This is a genomic window from Ectopseudomonas oleovorans (assembly GCF_003052605.1).
Taxonomy (GTDB): domain Bacteria; phylum Pseudomonadota; class Gammaproteobacteria; order Pseudomonadales; family Pseudomonadaceae; genus Aquipseudomonas; species Aquipseudomonas oleovorans_A.
In genome coordinates this window covers 22,745-38,145 of record NZ_QASO01000038.1, presented here as the reverse complement: position 1 = coordinate 38,145, position 15,401 = coordinate 22,745, and the positions used below count along the sequence as shown (strand labels likewise).

The following is a 15,401-nucleotide window of genomic DNA, read 5'->3' as shown; positions in this document are numbered from 1 at the left end:
AGTTGCTTGCGGCATTTGACCTGCTCATGGCTGTCGACACCATGAACTTGAAAAACCTGCTTTGCCAAATCCACGCCTATGCGTTTAAGTTTCATGCGGGCTCCCCCTCCGGGATTGTTTGTTTCGTAACCTACAGTCTGGCGCAATGACGCCGTAGGAGGGAGGAGTCCATCTCATTGGGCTACAGGTGAAATATGACCACGGGCTACAGGTGAAATATGACCACGCTGAACACCACGCCACGCGCCGATGGCTTCCGCATGCCGGCGGAATGGGAAACCCACAGCCAGACCTGGATGGTCTGGCCCGAGCGCCCGGACAACTGGCGCAACGGCGGCAAGCCGGCGCAGGCGGCCTTCACCGCCGTGGCCAAGGCCATCGCCCAGTTCGAGCCGGTGACCGTCTGCGTCAGCGCCGCGCAGTATGAAAACGCCCGCGCCCGCCTGGACGACGTCAACATCCGCCTGGTGGAAATCACCACCGACGATGCCTGGGTACGCGACACCGGGCCGACCTTCGTGATTAACGACAGCGGCGACGTGCGCGGCGTGGACTGGGCCTTCAACGCCTGGGGCGGCTTCGACGGCGGCCTGTACTGGCCGTGGCTGCGTGACGACCAGGTGGCGCGCAAGATTCTCGAGATCGAAGGCTGCAAGCGCTATCGCACCGAGGGTTTCGTGCTCGAGGGTGGCTCGATCCATGTCGATGGTGAAGGCACCCTGATCACCACCGAGGAGTGCCTGCTGAACAAGAACCGCAACCCGCACCTGTCGCGCGAAGAGATCGAGAATGTGCTGCGCGACCACCTCTCCATCGACACGGTGATCTGGCTACCCGACGGCCTGTACAACGATGAGACCGACGGCCACGTCGACAACTTCTGCTGCTACGTGCGCCCAGGTGAGGTGCTGCTGGCCTGGACCGACGATGCGAACGACCCCAACTATCCGCGCTGCCAGGCCGCCATGCGCGTGCTGGAAAACGCGCGCGACGCCAAGGGCCGTCAGCTGACCGTGCACAAGATGCCGATCCCCGGCCCGATCCATGCCAGCGCCGAAGAATGCGCGGGCGTCGACATCGTCGACGGCAGCCAGGAGCGTAGTCCGGAGGTTCGCCTGGCCGGCTCCTACGTCAACTTCCTGATCGTCAACGGCGGCATCGTCGCGCCGAGCTTCGATGACCCGAAGGACGAAGAGGCCCGCGCCATTCTCCAGCGCATCTTCCCCGAGCATCGCGTGGTGATGGTGCCGGGCCGCGAGATTCTGCTCGGTGGCGGCAATATCCACTGCATCACCCAGCAGCAGCCGGCGCCGCAAGGGCGCTGAACCATGTAGGGCGTGTGCAGCCCGCACCGCTGCTGGCGGGTTTTACCCACCCTAGATCCATGAACGCCCGGCACATGCCGGGCGTTTTCGTTAGCGCCAACTCACTCGAACGGCTGCGGCCGCGGCGTATCGTTGTGCGACGGCGGAAGGATCGGCAGGGCGAAGCTCGGCTGCTCGCCGGTCAGGGTCTTTAGAAAGGCGGTGATCTTGCCGATCTCCTCCTCGCTCAGCTTACGACCCAACTGCAAGCGAGCCATGATGTCTACCGACTCTTCCAGCTTCCAGTAGGCACCGTCGTGGAAGTAGGGATAGGTCAGTTCGACGTTGCGCAGGGTCGGCACCTTGAACTTGAAGCGGTCGGCATCCTTGCCGGTCAGGCCGGCAACGCCTTCGGCGGGGTTGCTGGTTTCATAGGGTTCGACCAGCCCCATCTTCTGGAACGAGTTGCCGCCCAGCGCCGGGCCGTTGTGACAAGCGACACAGCCGATGGACTTGAACAGCTCGTAACCTTCCAGCTCGGTCTTGGTGATGGCCTCAGCATCCCCTTTGAGCCACAGGTCGAAGCGCGAGTTGGGCGTGACCAGGGTCTTTTCGAATTCGGCAATGGCGTCGGTCACCTCATCGAGGGTGATTTCATCGATCTTGTACACGGCCTTGAACGACTCACGGTATTGCGGGATCGAGCGCAGTACGTCGACGGCGAGAATGTGGGTAAAGGCCATTTCCATCGGGTTGGCGATGGGGCCGGCAGCTTGCTCTTTGAGATCGGCAGCGCGGCCGTCCCAGAACTGCGCAAGGTTGAGACTGGAATTGAGCACGGTCGGCGAATTGATCGGCCCTTGCTGCCAGTTATGACCGATGGAGCTCGGCAGGTTGTCGCTGCCGCCCATCGACAGGTTGTGGCAGGAGTTGCAGGAAATAAACCCCGAGCGCGACAGGCGCGGGTCGAAGAACAGCTGCTTGCCCAGCTCCACCTTGGCCGGATCAGTGATCTCGGCCGGTGCGATCGGCTCGACGGGTTCGTTGGCGGGTAGATTGGCCCAGGCGCTGGCGCCCAGGCACAACCCGGCCAGCAAGGTCAGAGTGCGCATGCGTGTATCTCCTCAGATATTGGCTGTTCTGGTTATGTCTCGACCATGCCCAGCGCACACCCGGGGCGACTTGATCTGCATCAAGCCGCATGCGCATCTCGCCTCAGTGGATATGTTTCATTTTATTTTGCAGGTGTTGATACCCAGCAATGGATACGCCGGGCAGAAACGCAAGATGCCGGTCGCCAGTGGCACCACACCGATCCAACCCCACAGACCGATGACACCAGCAATACTCAGCGCGATAAGAATCAGACCTGCGGCGATGCGCAGACTGCGGTCGAGCGTTCCAACATTGGCTTTCATCGAGGTTCTCCAGGTCAACGTCCGCGCCAGCCTTCCAGCGCAGTAAAGATCAGCATGCCGGCGAGCATCGCCGCGACGAACAGCAGGGCCTGCCAGTGCCCGCTCAGCAGGATGGCAACAGCCGGCCCCGGACAGATGCCAGCGATACCCCAACCGACCCCGAACAGCAGGCTGCCGCCAATCAGGCGAGCATCAAGATCGCGGCGGGTCGGCAACTGCATGGCGCCACCCAGCAGAGCCTTACTGCGCCGCTGCGCCAGGTTCAACGGTAACGCTGCTACGCCTATGGCCCCGGCCATCACCAGCGCCAGCGAGGGATCCCAATTGCCGGCCAGATCGAGAAATGCCAGCACCTTGGCCGGGTCGGCCATGCCCGCCAGCAGCAGGCCCAGACCAAACAGCAGGCCGCAGACGAATGCACTGAGTCTGGCCATGTTCAAGCTCCCAGCAGATGACGCAGAACAAAGACCGTGACGAAACCCGTGGCCATGAAGCACAGGGTTGCCAGCATCGAGCGCGGCGATAGGCGGGAGATACCGCAAACGCCGTGGCCGCTGGTGCAGCCCGAGCCATAACGGGTGCCGATACCGACCAGCAAGCCGGCGACGATCAAGCCGAGACTGCTCGTCTCGAAATGAATCGGCGGTAATGCCGCGAACAATCCCCAGAGCAAGGGCGCCAGAAGCAGGCCAATAAGGAACGCTGCTTTTTCGCCGCGCCCTTCGCCCTGACGCTGCAGCAGGCTGCCAAGCAGGCCGCTGATGCCAGCCACGCGGCCATTGAGCAGCGCGAACAGCGAGGCCGCCAGACCGATCAGGGCGCCGCCAGCCAGGGCGCTCCAGGGCGTGAATCCAACCCAGTCGATGGTCATTGCCGATCCTCACAAAACAGCCGATACAGCGTCTCGATCACCGCCAACGCGGCCGGGCTGCTGATGCGGTAGAAGATCTGCTTGCCGTCACGGCGAGTATCCACCAGCCCCTCGCGACGCAGCACGGCGAGCTGTTGCGACAACGTCGGCTGTTGAATGCCGAGCAATGCCTCCAGCTCACTGACATTGCGCTCGCCTTGCGACAGCTGGCAGAGCAGCAACAGGCGATCAGGATTGGCCAACGCCTTGAGCAGTTGCCCGGCGGCGTCGGCATTGGCGCGCAGCTGCTGGATATCGATGGGCTCAGTCACGGAACACCTTCACTTAATACAATATGTATTTATATATATTGTATTTCGAACAAATGTTAGCCCAACCGACCAGCGGTTAAAGAGGGAGTTGAACGGGCCTTACAAGAACGCGCCTACCTGCATCAACCGATGCATGCACAGCACAAATCGTGGGAGGGGCTTTAGCCGCGAAAAGAACTCGCCGCTAAAGCGCCTCACTCCCCGGATACATCCGGGCTACCACTGACGCCCTGCATGCGGATTCACTAGCAGAGCCCAGAAACGCAGAAACCCGCCGCAGCGGGTTTCTGGATCGAGGCCTGATGAATCAGGCGTCGGCGTCAGCAGCAGCCTGATAGGCGGCAGCGTCCAGCAGCTTGTCCAGCTCGCTGGTGTCGCTCGGTTTGAGCTTGAAGAACCAGCTGCCATAGGGGTCGCTGTTGACGCTTTCCGGGCTGTCAGCCAGCGCTTCGTTGATGGCGATCACTTCGCCGCCAACCGGCGCATAGATGTCGGAGGCAGCCTTGACCGACTCCACCACACCGGCTTCCTGGCCGGCGCTCAGTTGCTTGCCGACTTCCGGCAGCTCGATGAATACCACGTCGCCGAGGGCTTCCTGGGCGTGGTCGGAAATGCCCACGGTCACGCTACCGTCAGCCTCCAGGCGCGCCCACTCGTGGCTGGCGGCATAACGCAGATCGGCGGGGATATTGCTCATGTTTGATTCCTCGTAAACGGTGACGACAAGTGGGCCGTCTGGACAATTTAGCAGGCCGCAGCGCCAGGGGAAGCCAGCACCGCGACCTGATGATTCAGATAAGGGTTTTACCGTTGCGCACGAAGCTCGGCCTGACCACCCGCACCGGGTACCACTTGCCGCGGATCTCCACCTCGGCACGATCCCCGGTCGCGGCCGGTACCCGCGCCAGCGCGATGGATTTGTTCAGCGTAGGCGAGAAGCTGCCACTGGTGATCTCGCCATCACCAATGCCATCAACGCGTACCACCTGGTGTGCACGCAGCACGCCGCGCTCCTCCAGCACCAGCCCAACCAGCTTGCTCGGGCAGCCGACGGCGCGTTGTGCCTCCAGCGGCATACGACCGATAAAGTCACGCGCAGCGGGTTCCCAGGCGATGGTCCAGGCCATGTTGGCAGCCAGCGGGCTGACCTGCTCGTCCATGTCCTGGCCATACAGGTTCATGCCCGCTTCCAGGCGCAGGGTGTCACGCGCACCCAGGCCAATCGGCGAAATACCGGCACCGACCAAATCGTTGAAAAAAGGCACCACCTCTGCCGCCGGCAGCACGATCTCCAGACCATCCTCGCCGGTATAACCCGTACGCGCGATGAACCAGTCAGCCTCTGGCAGCCCCTGGAACGGCTTGAGCTCGTGAATCAGCGCGGCACGGGCCTTGGGGCCTTGAATGGCCAAAACCGCGAGGTCGCGGCGCTCGCGCACTTCGACAGCGAACTCGGCGGTCTGGGCGTGCATCCAGGCCAGGTCCTTGTCGCGAGTCCCCGCATTGAGCACCAGGCGATAGCCCGGTGCCGGAGAAGAAGAGCCGGTCAGGTAGACGATCAGGTCATCGATCACCCCGCCCTGCTCGTTGAGCATGGCGCTGTACAGCGCCTTGCCAGGCGTCTGCAGGCGCGCCACGTCATTGGCCAGCAGGCGCTGCAGGTAGGCCTGCGCCTGCTCACCACTGACGTCCACCACGCACATGTGCGAGACATCGAATACGCCGCACTCGCGGCGCACCTGATGATGTTCCTCGACTTGCGAACCATAGTGCAGCGGCATGTCCCAGCCGCCGAAATCCACCATCTTGGCCCCCAACGCCACATGCAGGTCATAGAGGGGGGTGCGCTGTCCCATGGGTAAATCTCCTTCCGGGCTTGGCGAAGCGATTCAGCCCCGAGAAACTAGCTGCGTTGCCATTGCTGCGTTGCAGGCAAGCTCGAAATGCTCATGTGCAAAAGCACACTCCGCTTTCTCGCTTGCCCGCGCCTTGCACTGGCGGCCTCGCTTACGTTTCTCAGCAGCCTGCCGGGTTACCTCGGCTCGCGAATGGCGCGCATTGTAGCCGCATGCGTCCGGGGGGTCATCCTGGCTTCAGGTCGTAGGGCGGGTGCAACCCGCCATGCCCCAACACTGGCGGGTTGCACCCGCCCTACAGCCTGGCATTGATCAACCGAAACCACGGGCCGAGCGGCGGATCAGCAAAATCACCGGCAACAGGCCGACCAGCACCAGCGTCAGCGCCGGCAACGAGGCGCGCGCCCATTCGCCTTCGCTGGTCATCTCGAACACGCGTACCGACAACGTGTCCCAGCCGAACGGCCGCATCAGCAGGGTCGCCGGCATCTCCTTGAGCACATCGACGAATACCAGCAACGCGGCGGACAGGGTGCCCGGCAGCAGCAGCGGCAGGTAGACCTTGAAGAACAGGCCAACGCCGCCAACGCCCAGGCTGCGCGAGGCCTCCGGCAACGACGGGCGAATTCGCGCCAGGCTGGTTTCCAGCGGCCCGAATGCCACGGCCATGAAGCGGATCAGATAGGCCACCAGCAGCGCCGTGAGGCTCCCCATCAGCAGCGGCTTGCCGGCTCCACCCAGTGCCGTGGATAGCGGAATCACCAGTTCACGATCAAGGAAACTGAAGGCCAACATGATCGCCACCGCCAGCACCGACCCCGGCAGGGCATAACCGAGGTTGCCCAACGCCACACCGAAACGCACGCCGCGATTCGGCGCCTGACGCCGGGCGAAAGCCAGCAGCATGGCCACACTGACGGTGATCAGCGCCGCCATGCCGCCCAGATAAAGGGTATGCAGAATCAGCCCGGCGTAGCGCTCATCAAGGTCGAAGCGACCGCGCTGCCAGAACCAGGCCAGCAGTTGCAGCAGCGGGATGACGAAGGCGCAGGCGAATACCAGACCGCACCAGGCGCTGGCCGCGAAGGCCTTCCAGCCGTGCAGGTGATACAGCGCCTTGCCGCGCGGCCGCTCGTTGGCCGGCCGCGCCGCACCACGCGCACGACGCTCGCCATAAAGCACCAGGGCGACGGCCAGCAGCAGCAGGCTGGCCAGTTGCGTGGCGCTGGTCAGGCTGTAGAAGCTGTACCAGGTCTTGTAGATCGCCGTGGTGAAGGTGTCGAAGTTGAACACCGATACCGCGCCGAAGTCGGCCAGGGTTTCCATGATCGCCAACGCCAGACCGGCACCGATGGCTGGCCGCGCCATTGGCAGCGCCACCCGCCAGAAGGCCTGCCAGGGGCTCTGCCCGAGCACCCGCGCGGCCTCCATCAAGCCCTTGCCCTGAGCCAGAAACGCGCCACGGGCGAGCAGATAGACGTAGGGGTAGAACACCAGCACCAAAACGATGATCACGCCGCCAGTGGAGCGCACGCGGGGCAAACGAAAGCCGCTGCCGAACCATTCGCGCAGCAGCGTCTGCACCGGGCCGGCGAAATCCAGCAAGCCGACGAAGACGAAGGCCAACACGTAGGCAGGAATGGCGAAGGGCAGCATCAGCGCCCAATCCAGCCAACGCCGACCGGGAAATTCGCAGAGGCTGGTGAGCCAGGCCAGGCTGACGCCCAACAGCGTCACACCCACACCAACGCCTATCACCAAGGTCAACGTGTTGCCGATCAGCCGCGTCATCTGCGTCTGCCACAGGTGCGACCAGATCTGCTGGTCGACCTCATGCCAGCTCAGCAGCAATACCGACAACGGCATCAGCACCAGAACGGCGACGGCCAGGACGATGGGGTACCAGCGACGCTGGACAGGATGCGGCACGCGGATTCCTCGATTACACAAATGACGACGCCCCGACCAGGCGGGGCGTCGCAGTATAACGGCAGCGGCGCGGATCACCGAAGGTACGATAATCGTTCCCACGCTCCGCGCGGGAATGCAGCGCTCGACGCTCCAGCGTCAGAGCCAACAGGCGTGACGCGGGCGTCACGGGCGACGCACCCACGCCGGAGCGTGGGCACGATCCCCGTTACTGCCAGCCGGCGCGATCCATCAGCATGGTCGCTTCGGCCTGACGCTTGCCGGCCACTTCGGTAGCAACCGAGTCAGCCTTGAAGGTACCCCAGGCCGCTACTTCCTTGGACGGTGCCACGGCCGGGTTGGCCGGGAATTCCTGGTTGACGCCGGCGAAGATGCTCTGCGCTTCCGGGGTGGTCATCCACTCCAGCAGCTTCCTGGCCTGCTCGGCGTGCGGCGCATGCTTGGTTACGCCGGCACCGGCCAGGTTGACGTGTACGCCACGGTCGTTCTGGTTCGGCCAAAACGGCTTGACCTTCAGATCCGGCTGCTGCTTGTGCAGACGGCCGTAGTAATAGGTGTTGGTGATGCCCACGTCGCACTGGCCGGCGTCGATGGCCTGCAGCAGCGCGGTGTCATCCGGGAATACGTCGGTGGCCAGGTTGTTGACCCAACCCTTGACGATTTCCTCGGTCTTCTCAGCGCCGTGGGCTTCGATCAGGGTGGCGGTCAGCGACTGGTTGTAGACCTTCTTGCTGGTGCGCAGGCACAGGCGACCTTCCCAGTTCTTGTCGGCCAGGGCTTCGTAGGTGGACAGCTCCTCCGGCTTGACGCGCTCGGTGGAGTAGAAAATCGTCCGTGCGCGCAGCGACAGGCCGGTCCAGCTATCGGTGCTGGAGCGGTACTGGGCGGGAATATTGGCGTCGATGATGTCGGACTTGGTCGGCTGCAGCACGCCTTCCTGCTCGGCCTGCCAGAGGTTACCGGCGTCGACGGTGATCAGCAGGTCAGCCGGGGTGTTGGCACCTTCGGCCTTGAGGCGGGCGATCAGCGGGGCTTCCTTGTCGGTGATGAACTTCACCTTGACCCCGGTTTTCTCGGTGTAGGCATCGAACACCGGCTTGATCAGCTCGTCGATACGGGCAGAGTAAACCACCACCTCATCAGCAGCCTGCACGGCAGTAGCCAGGGTGCTGAGGGTGAATGCAGCGAGCAGTGCGTTGCGAGCCTTCATGGGACCAGCCTCTTTTGGATGAGTAAAGTAGCTGAATAGTAGTGAATGTTATTTGCTTTCTCAACGTAAACAGCGGGACGAAACGCAGCAGTTATTACAAGTTGCGTCGTATCAGACTCGCGCCAACTCCGGCAGATCGCCCGATACCCCCAGCGCCTGACGCACGAACAGCGCCTTGGCCTCGGCCTGGCCATCGACCAGGTCGAGGCCGACATTGCGCAGCAGGCGCAGCGGCAGTGGGTCGGCCTGGAACAGACGCTGGAAGCCCTCCATCGCCGCCATCATCGCCAGGTTATGCGGCATACGCCGGCGCTCGTAGCGGCTCAGCACCCGCTCATCACTGAGGCGCTCGCCGCGCTCGGCGGCATGCAGCAGCACCTCGGCCAGCACCGCCGCATCGAGGAAGCCCAGATTGACCCCCTGCCCGGCCAGCGGATGGATGCTGTGCGCGGCATCGCCGATCAGCGCCAGCCCCGGCTCGACATAGCGCTTGGCATGACGCTGACGCAGTGGAATGCACAGACGGCGGTCGGCATGTAGCACCTGGCCCAGGCGATGCTCGAAGGCCTTGCCCAGCTCGACACAGAAGGCGGCATCATCCAGCGCCATCAGGCGCTCGGCCTCAGCCGGCACGGTCGACCAGACGATCGAGCACCAGTGCTCGTCAGCCGGCCCGGCCAAGGGCAGGAAGGCCAGCGGGCCGTCGTCAGTGAAGCGCTGCCAGGCGGTGGCCTGATGTGGCTGCTCGCAGCGCACGCTGGTGACGATCGCGTGGTGCAGGTAATCCCATTCGCGCGTGGCGCAACCAGCCAGGCGACGCACTGCCGAGTTGGCGCCATCGGCTGCCACCAGCAGCGGCGCACGCAGTTGACGGCCATCGGTGAGGGTCAGCAGCCAGTCATCGCCGGAGCGGCGCAATTGCTCCAGACGCGCACCGGGCAGCAGACCGATCTGGCTGTCGTGCAAGCGCTCGAGCAGAGCGTCCTGCACCACACGGTTCTCGACGATATGGCCCAGTGTCTCGGCATGCACGCTGGCGGCGGCGAAGTGGATGCTGCCAGTGCCGGAACCGTCCCACACACGCATTTCACCGTAAGGGCAGGCACGCCGCGCGGCAATGCCAGGCCAAACGCCCAGACGTTCGAGAATGCGCTGGCTGGCCATCGACAATGCGCTGACACGCGGCTCGAACGGTGCCTGCACAGCGAATGGCGCCACGCTCAGCGGGCTGCCGTCGACGATCAGGATGTCCAGGCCGCAGTGCTCCAGCGCCAGGGCCAGGGTGCTGCCGACCATTCCGGCGCCGACAATGATCAGATCCGCTCGCATATTCATTCCTTGGCTGTCAGAGGCTTCGCGTACCCATACCCATGGCCTGCCGGGCGAACCAGCGCTTGGCCGGTGGCAGCAGATCGAGGCCGAGCAAACCCAGGTTGCGCCCGGCGGTCAGCAGCGGCTGCGCATTACTGAACAGACGCGTCACCTGGTCGGAGAAGCCGACCGTCATGTGCTGATCGAGTTGCTGCCGTTGCTGGTAACGCTGCAGGGTGACGAAGTCGCCCAGTGCGGCCTCGCTGTCGATCAGCACCTCGGCCAGCGCCAGGGTATCGCGCAGCGACAGGTTATAGCCCTGGCCGGCGATGGGGTGCAGGCTGTGCGCGGCATTGCCCAGCACCACCAGATGCGCACGTACCTGCTCCTGCGCCTCGACCAGGCTCAGCGGATAGAGATGCCGTGCGCCCACCTGGCGCAAGGCACCCAGACGATAGCCGAAGGCCTGCTGCAGTTCGGCCAGAAATTGTGCCTCGCTGACACGCAACAGGCGCTCGGCATCGGCGTTGCTGCGCGTCCAGACCAATGCGCAGCGGTTGCCTTCCAGCGGCAGCATGGCCATCGGACCGTCATCGGTGAAGCGCTCGAAGGCCTGACCGCGATGCGCCTCCAGCGGGCTGACGTTGGCGATCAGTGCGCTCTGCCCGTAGGGCTTGCTGCTGACGTTGATGCCGAGCTGTTCACGCAAAGCGGAACGCCCACCGTCGGCAAGCACGGCAAGATCGCAGTCGAGGCAGGTTTCGTCATTCAGGGTCAGGCGATAACCGTCACCCTGGCGCTGCATGCCGACCACCTCGGCCGGGCAACGCCATTCGATCACATCCGCATCCAGCGCCTGCCACAGGCAATGGCCAATCCAGGCGTTCTCCACCACATAGCCGAGCGCCGGTACGCCTTCCTCGATGGCCTGCAGACGCGTGGCGCCGAAGCGGCCGCGGTCGGACACATGAATCTGCTGAATCGGCTCGGCGCGCTGGGCGATGCTCTGCCACAGGCCGAGGCGCTCGTAGATCAGCCGGCTGCCATAGGACAGCGCGGTAGAGCGCGCGTCATAGCTGGGCTGGTATTCGCTGCCTGGGGCAAAGGGTTCGATCAGGGCGATGCGCCAGCCACGCTGACGCGCGGTGTCCTGCAGCGCCAGCGCCAGGCTCGCGCCGACCAGACCGCCACCGATGATCGCCAACTGCACGCGTGACATGGGCTCAGGCCGCCTCGCTACGCGCGGCCGCCATCAGCGCCTCGATCTCGGCAACGGTCTTGGGCACACCGTTGGTGAGAATCTCGCAGCCCTTCTTGGTCACGACCACGTCGTCCTCGATGCGCACACCGATGCCGCGCCATTTCTTGGCAACCTTGTCGTTGTCAGGGGCGATATAGATACCTGGCTCGACGGTCATCGCCATGCCGACCTCCAGCACGCGCCACTGCCCGCCGACCTTGTAATCGCCGACGTCATGCACATCCATGCCCAGCCAGTGGCCGGCGCGGTGCATATAGAAAGGCTTGTAGGCTTCGCTGGCGATCAGCTCGTCAACATCACCCTCGAGCAGACCCAGATCAACCAGGCCGGCAGTGATCACCCGCACGGTGGCCTCATGGGCCTCGTTCCAGTGCCGGCCTGGAGCAATGAACTTGAATGCCTCCTCGTTGGCCTTGAGCACCAGTTCGTAGATGGCCTTCTGCTCGGGCGAGAACTTACCGCTGACCGGGAAGGTGCGTGTGATGTCGCTGGCGTAGCAGTCGATCTCGCAGCCAGCGTCGATCAGTACCAGGTCGCCGTCCTTGAGCGGTGCATTGTTCTCACGGTAGTGCAGGATGCATGCATTTTTGCCCGCGGCGACGATGCTGCCGTAGGCCGGCATCTTCGCCCCGCCCTTGCGAAATTCGTACTCCAGCTCGGCTTCCAGGTGGTATTCGAACAGTCCGGCGCGGCTGGCCTGCATCGCGCGCACGTGCGCACGCGCACTGATCTCGGCGGCCTCCTTCATCACCTTCACCTCGGCAGCCGACTTGTACAGACGCATGTCGTGCAACAGGTGATCGAGGGCGACGAACTCGCTCGGCGGCGTGGCGCCCTGACGGGCCTTGGCGCGGATGTGGTTGATCCACTCCATCAGCCGATGATCGAACTCCTGGTTGCAACCGATGGCGTAGTAGACGCGCTCGCGGCCTTCGATCAGCCCCGGCAGGATGTCGTCGATATCGCCGATGGGGAAGGCGTCATCGGCGCCGAATGTACTGATCGCACCGTCCTGGCCGGCGCGCAGACCGTCCCACAATTCGCGCTCCGGGTCACGCTCGCGGCAGAACAGCACATACTCGCCATGCTCGCGCCCGGGAATCAGCGCCATCACCGCCTCCGGCTCGGGAAAACCGGTGAGGTACTGGAAGTCGCTGTCCTGGCGGTAGACGTGCTCGACGTCACGATTGCGGATATACACCGGCGCCGCAGGCAGGATGGCGATGCTGTTGGGCTCCATCTGCGCCATCAGCGCCTTGCGCCGACGGGCATATTCGGACTTGGGGATACTGATCACGGCAGACTCCGGCAAAAATCAGTGCAGAGAGGGTTTGGCGGCAGGCGCAGCGGGCTTGGCACATTCGCTAAACAGCAGCAGCGGCGCCACCCGCAGGTACTCCATGACCTCCATGTAGTCGCTCTCGCCATCTTCGGACTCTTCCAGGGCACTCTGCACCTGAGCGATGGCGGAGAGATCCTGCAACACTTCCATAGCTTCGGCGCTCAGCGCGCCGTCGCGGGCGGTCAGGCCGAAACCGGCGAGAAAGCCCTGGCACCACTGCCCCAGCGCGACCGCGCGCTGCGCCAGCGGAGCTTCGTCATCGGGCAACAGCAGCACCACGGTGATGTCCTCGCTGCACAATTCGCCCTTGACCATCTCCTGCAGGCCGATCAGCGCCTGGCGCACGTTGTCCTGCGGCTCGCCGCCGAGCAGATCAGCCGCGTCAAGCAGCCAGGCATCGGCGTCGAAGCCGGCGCCTGCACAGCTGCGACCAAGCAGCAGGCCGTGCAGTTCGGCAGGGGAAACGGAATGCCCGGCGCTGTTGAGCAAAGCGGCGAAGGCGGCGTAGGGAGAGCTTGGAATCGACATAGATAGCTAGGCGCCAGGCGGCGCAATCTCTAGAATGGAGGCCTCGTATCCTAGCACCGGCAGACGTGGCAAGACCATCCGAGGCCGCCGGGGTGATGCCGTCATCTGCATCACACCACTGTCAAGCATGGTTTGACCCATGACGGGCGCATCTAAGAACGTAGGCGAGGCAGTCAGCACAAGGCAAAAACAAGCGAGAAACGATCGGAGTCGCGCTCGACTTTACGAGTTGCAATTAACATTTTGAGCTTGTTTTTAACGCAGTGATGACAACGCAGGTAGTTTTTAGAGGTGCCCTGAACGGGACAGGCCTATATAGTCCAGCCATTCCCTCCCATAGCGAGAGCCCATGGAAGACGCCGATTTGCACGCATTGACCGCCAAGCTGGAGCTGCTGATCCAGCGTGTCGAGCAGCTAAAGGCTCACAACCGACTCCTGCTGGCGAATGAACAGGCCTGGCGCGAGGAACGCGCTCATCTGATCGAAAAGAACGAATTGGCCCGGCACAAGGTCGAATCGATGATTTCGCGCCTCAAAGCCCTGGAGCAGGACTCATGACCCAGTCGAACACCGTGACCGTCCACATTCTGGACAAAGAATATTGCATCGCCTGCCCGCAGGATGAACGCGCCAACCTGGAAAGCGCTGCCCGCTACCTGGACGGCAAGATGCGTGAGATCCGCACCAGCGGCAAGGTGATTGGCGCCGACCGCGTGGCGGTGATGGCCGCGCTGAACATCACCCATGACCTGCTGCACAGGCAGCAGCGCCTGGATCAGGACGCCAGCTCCACCCGCCAGCAGGTGCGCGATCTGCTCGATCGTGTCGACCATGCGCTGGCCGACGACCCGACGCCCTGAGCACCTTCATGCCTGCCATTTCGTCGCAGGCCGCCCCGCACACCCTCTGTTCGGGTATACTAAGCCCAACTTCCTGGGGTGTGCGCCAGTCGGTGATGTCCCTGAGCCGATACGCACAACCACGGGGGTTGCAAGTTGGGGCCGGTGTGCATGTCCGCCTGACGGAAAGCCTTAACGCCTCCTGCAACCTCCACCTTGAACTTTCGGGTTCAAGGGCTAAACCGACAGCGGCACGCCGGGAAGTCATCATTTCCTGCAGCGCGTTTCAGCACTGCTATCTGCCTCAGCACAACCTCACCTCATGACCACGTCCAGCACTCCCAGTCGCCCGCAACTGCGCCGCGTACTGCGCCTGCGCCGGCGTGCGCTCAGCCGCAGCCAGCAACGTGTTGCTGCACGCAACCTGTATCGGCAACTGGCACAAAGCCCGCAGTTTCGTCGCGCCCGGCACATCGCCCTGTACCTGCCCAACGATGGCGAAATCGATCCGCGGCCACTGCTCGCCGCTGCGCAGAAACGCGGCAAGCACATCTACCTGCCGGTGCTCAGCGCCTGGCCGCGCACCAAGATGGTCTTCCAGCGCGTCAGCCGGCACGAGAAACTGGCAGGTAATCGTTTTCGCATCCTCGAACCACGCCCGCAGCCAAAGCGCCAACGCAAGGTCTGGGCCCTGGATCTGGTGCTGCTGCCGCTGGTGGGCTTCGATGATCGTGGCGGGCGCCTGGGCATGGGGGGCGGCTTCTACGACCGCAGCCTGGCCTATCTGCACAGGCGCAAGAATTGGCACATGCCGACGCTGCTGGGCCTGGCGCACGAATGTCAGCGCGTGGAAGAACTGGCTATGGCCAGCTGGGACGTTCCCTTGCAGGCAACGGTGACGGACAAGGCGTGGTATTGAATCGAAAGATGCGGCACCGCGTTCCCTGCGGCGCTTACGCTGGCTGCCCGCGAATCAGGGCTGCTGCGTTACATTGATCGGAGCGTCGCTCTGTCGCTCCCAAAGGCTCTGGGTGTAACCCGTGGTAACCACACCCAGACTGAACAGTACGACGAGAACCCACAAAAGATCTGGCTTGCGTTTCATTTATTGCCTCCCCCTTCAAGGCAATGCGCGCGTTGGTCGCGCGTTATTGTTTTATCCAATACGACAGCGCCAAGCGTTTAGCCGGGCATTTTCCTTCAGTGCCATGCACTGTGCA

At 63.4% G+C, this 15,401-nt stretch carries 18 protein-coding genes and 1 other RNA gene; 5 read left to right on the top strand and 14 right to left on the bottom strand.

The annotated features are described in order from the left end of the window. Positions 1 to 95, bottom strand: a 95-nt coding sequence (locus DBO86_RS26505) for a hypothetical protein (protein ID WP_244185501.1), incomplete at its 3' end; no start/stop codon positions are given. A gap of 123 nt (positions 96 to 218) precedes the next feature. Here DBO86_RS26505 and aguA point away from each other — a divergent pair. Next, positions 219 to 1,325 (top strand): agmatine deiminase, encoded by a 1,107-nt coding sequence (gene aguA / locus DBO86_RS07265; RefSeq protein WP_074857448.1) that lies wholly within the window; start codon positions 219 to 221, stop codon positions 1,323 to 1,325. Between the two features lie 101 nt (positions 1,326 to 1,426). On the opposite strand, the gene DBO86_RS07260 is transcribed toward aguA, so the two are convergent. The 13 genes from DBO86_RS07260 to DBO86_RS07200 all read right to left on the bottom strand — a co-directional run bounded on the left by DBO86_RS07260 (position 1,427) and on the right by DBO86_RS07200 (position 13,341). Further along, the gene (locus DBO86_RS07260) at positions 1,427 to 2,416 is read right to left on the bottom strand and encodes a cytochrome-c peroxidase (protein WP_108233353.1); all 990 of its coding nucleotides are present in this window, start codon (positions 2,414 to 2,416) and stop codon (positions 1,427 to 1,429) included. A gap of 117 nt (positions 2,417 to 2,533) precedes the next feature. Then, positions 2,534 to 2,722, bottom strand: a complete 189-nt coding sequence (locus tag DBO86_RS07255) for a YgaP family membrane protein (protein ID WP_104728552.1) — start codon at positions 2,720 to 2,722, stop codon at positions 2,534 to 2,536. A 14-nt stretch (positions 2,723 to 2,736) separates the two neighbouring features. Further along, entirely contained in the window at positions 2,737 to 3,156 is a 420-nt protein-coding gene (locus DBO86_RS07250; RefSeq protein ID WP_108233352.1) for a DUF6691 family protein, read from the bottom strand. Positions 3,157 to 3,158: 2 nt separating this feature from the next. Further along, on the bottom strand, positions 3,159 to 3,593 hold the full coding sequence (locus DBO86_RS07245) for a YeeE/YedE family protein (protein ID WP_108233351.1): 435 nt from the start codon (positions 3,591 to 3,593) through the stop codon (positions 3,159 to 3,161). Beyond that, positions 3,590 to 3,904 (bottom strand): ArsR/SmtB family transcription factor, encoded by a 315-nt coding sequence (locus DBO86_RS07240; protein WP_074857458.1) that lies wholly within the window; start codon positions 3,902 to 3,904, stop codon positions 3,590 to 3,592. The genes DBO86_RS07245 and DBO86_RS07240 overlap by 4 nt, the downstream gene beginning before the upstream one ends. Before the next feature lie 307 nt (positions 3,905 to 4,211). Then, positions 4,212 to 4,601, bottom strand: coding sequence for a glycine cleavage system protein GcvH (gcvH, locus tag DBO86_RS07235; protein ID WP_108233350.1), 390 nt, complete (start codon positions 4,599 to 4,601; stop codon positions 4,212 to 4,214). A 94-nt stretch (positions 4,602 to 4,695) separates the two neighbouring features. Beyond that, entirely contained in the window at positions 4,696 to 5,760 is a 1,065-nt protein-coding gene (gene gcvT, locus DBO86_RS07230; protein WP_108233349.1) for a glycine cleavage system aminomethyltransferase GcvT, read from the bottom strand. A gap of 312 nt (positions 5,761 to 6,072) precedes the next feature. Continuing rightward, positions 6,073 to 7,689 carry an ABC transporter permease gene (locus DBO86_RS07225; RefSeq protein WP_108233348.1) on the bottom strand — a complete coding sequence of 539 codons (1,617 nt, stop codon included), beginning with the start codon at positions 7,687 to 7,689 and terminating at the stop codon, positions 6,073 to 6,075. Positions 7,690 to 7,897: 208 nt separating this feature from the next. Beyond that, complete coding sequence (locus DBO86_RS07220) at positions 7,898 to 8,899, bottom strand: extracellular solute-binding protein (RefSeq protein ID WP_108233347.1); 1,002 nt, start codon at positions 8,897 to 8,899, stop codon at positions 7,898 to 7,900. 111 nt (positions 8,900 to 9,010) lie between these two features. Beyond that, complete coding sequence (locus DBO86_RS07215; RefSeq protein WP_108233346.1) at positions 9,011 to 10,228, bottom strand: 2-octaprenyl-3-methyl-6-methoxy-1,4-benzoquinol hydroxylase; 1,218 nt, start codon at positions 10,226 to 10,228, stop codon at positions 9,011 to 9,013. Between the two features lie 16 nt (positions 10,229 to 10,244). Further along, entirely contained in the window at positions 10,245 to 11,429 is a 1,185-nt protein-coding gene (gene ubiH, locus DBO86_RS07210) for a 2-octaprenyl-6-methoxyphenyl hydroxylase (protein WP_108233345.1), read from the bottom strand. 4 nt (positions 11,430 to 11,433) lie between these two features. Next, the gene (gene pepP / locus DBO86_RS07205; protein WP_108233344.1) at positions 11,434 to 12,768 is read right to left on the bottom strand and encodes a Xaa-Pro aminopeptidase; all 1,335 of its coding nucleotides are present in this window, start codon (positions 12,766 to 12,768) and stop codon (positions 11,434 to 11,436) included. Between the two features lie 18 nt (positions 12,769 to 12,786). Then, on the bottom strand, positions 12,787 to 13,341 hold the full coding sequence (locus DBO86_RS07200; protein ID WP_003458653.1) for a YecA/YgfB family protein: 555 nt from the start codon (positions 13,339 to 13,341) through the stop codon (positions 12,787 to 12,789). A gap of 349 nt (positions 13,342 to 13,690) precedes the next feature. On the opposite strand from DBO86_RS07200, the gene DBO86_RS07195 reads away from it, so the two are divergent. The 4 genes from DBO86_RS07195 (at position 13,691) to DBO86_RS07180 (ending at position 15,100) form a co-directional block, all read left to right on the top strand. Next, positions 13,691 to 13,900, top strand: a complete 210-nt coding sequence (locus DBO86_RS07195) for a TIGR02449 family protein (protein ID WP_074857487.1) — start codon at positions 13,691 to 13,693, stop codon at positions 13,898 to 13,900. Beyond that, complete coding sequence (locus DBO86_RS07190) at positions 13,897 to 14,202, top strand: cell division protein ZapA (RefSeq protein WP_074857491.1); 306 nt, start codon at positions 13,897 to 13,899, stop codon at positions 14,200 to 14,202. Before DBO86_RS07195 ends, DBO86_RS07190 begins: the two co-directional genes overlap by 4 nt. Positions 14,203 to 14,269: 67 nt before the next feature. Then, positions 14,270 to 14,448, top strand: a non-coding RNA gene (gene ssrS, locus DBO86_RS07185) — 6S RNA. 55 nt (positions 14,449 to 14,503) lie between these two features. Then, complete coding sequence (locus tag DBO86_RS07180) at positions 14,504 to 15,100, top strand: 5-formyltetrahydrofolate cyclo-ligase (protein WP_108233343.1); 597 nt, start codon at positions 14,504 to 14,506, stop codon at positions 15,098 to 15,100. Positions 15,101 to 15,401: the final 301 nt, after the last annotated feature.

What these genes read in the sequence shown, in the direction of transcription:
- DBO86_RS07250 (WP_108233352.1), bottom strand. Translation starts at nt 3,156, where the DNA reads ATGGCCAGACTCAGTGCATTCGTCTGCGGCCTGCTGTTTGGTCTGGGC.
- aguA (WP_074857448.1), top strand. Translation starts at nt 219, where the DNA reads ATGACCACGCTGAACACCACGCCACGCGCCGATGGCTTCCGCATGCCG.
- DBO86_RS07215 (WP_108233346.1), bottom strand. Translation starts at nt 10,228, where the DNA reads ATGCGAGCGGATCTGATCATTGTCGGCGCCGGAATGGTCGGCAGCACC.
- DBO86_RS07180 (WP_108233343.1), top strand. Translation starts at nt 14,504, where the DNA reads ATGACCACGTCCAGCACTCCCAGTCGCCCGCAACTGCGCCGCGTACTG.
- DBO86_RS07190 (WP_074857491.1), top strand. Translation starts at nt 13,897, where the DNA reads ATGACCCAGTCGAACACCGTGACCGTCCACATTCTGGACAAAGAATAT.
- DBO86_RS07245 (WP_108233351.1), bottom strand. Translation starts at nt 3,593, where the DNA reads ATGACCATCGACTGGGTTGGATTCACGCCCTGGAGCGCCCTGGCTGGC.
- gcvH (WP_108233350.1), bottom strand. Translation starts at nt 4,601, where the DNA reads ATGAGCAATATCCCCGCCGATCTGCGTTATGCCGCCAGCCACGAGTGG.
- DBO86_RS07200 (WP_003458653.1), bottom strand. Translation starts at nt 13,341, where the DNA reads ATGTCGATTCCAAGCTCTCCCTACGCCGCCTTCGCCGCTTTGCTCAAC.
- gcvT (WP_108233349.1), bottom strand. Translation starts at nt 5,760, where the DNA reads ATGGGACAGCGCACCCCCCTCTATGACCTGCATGTGGCGTTGGGGGCC.
- DBO86_RS07220 (WP_108233347.1), bottom strand. Translation starts at nt 8,899, where the DNA reads ATGAAGGCTCGCAACGCACTGCTCGCTGCATTCACCCTCAGCACCCTG.
- DBO86_RS07255 (WP_104728552.1), bottom strand. Translation starts at nt 2,722, where the DNA reads ATGAAAGCCAATGTTGGAACGCTCGACCGCAGTCTGCGCATCGCCGCA.
- ubiH (WP_108233345.1), bottom strand. Translation starts at nt 11,429, where the DNA reads ATGTCACGCGTGCAGTTGGCGATCATCGGTGGCGGTCTGGTCGGCGCG.
- DBO86_RS07260 (WP_108233353.1), bottom strand. Translation starts at nt 2,416, where the DNA reads ATGCGCACTCTGACCTTGCTGGCCGGGTTGTGCCTGGGCGCCAGCGCC.
- DBO86_RS07195 (WP_074857487.1), top strand. Translation starts at nt 13,691, where the DNA reads ATGGAAGACGCCGATTTGCACGCATTGACCGCCAAGCTGGAGCTGCTG.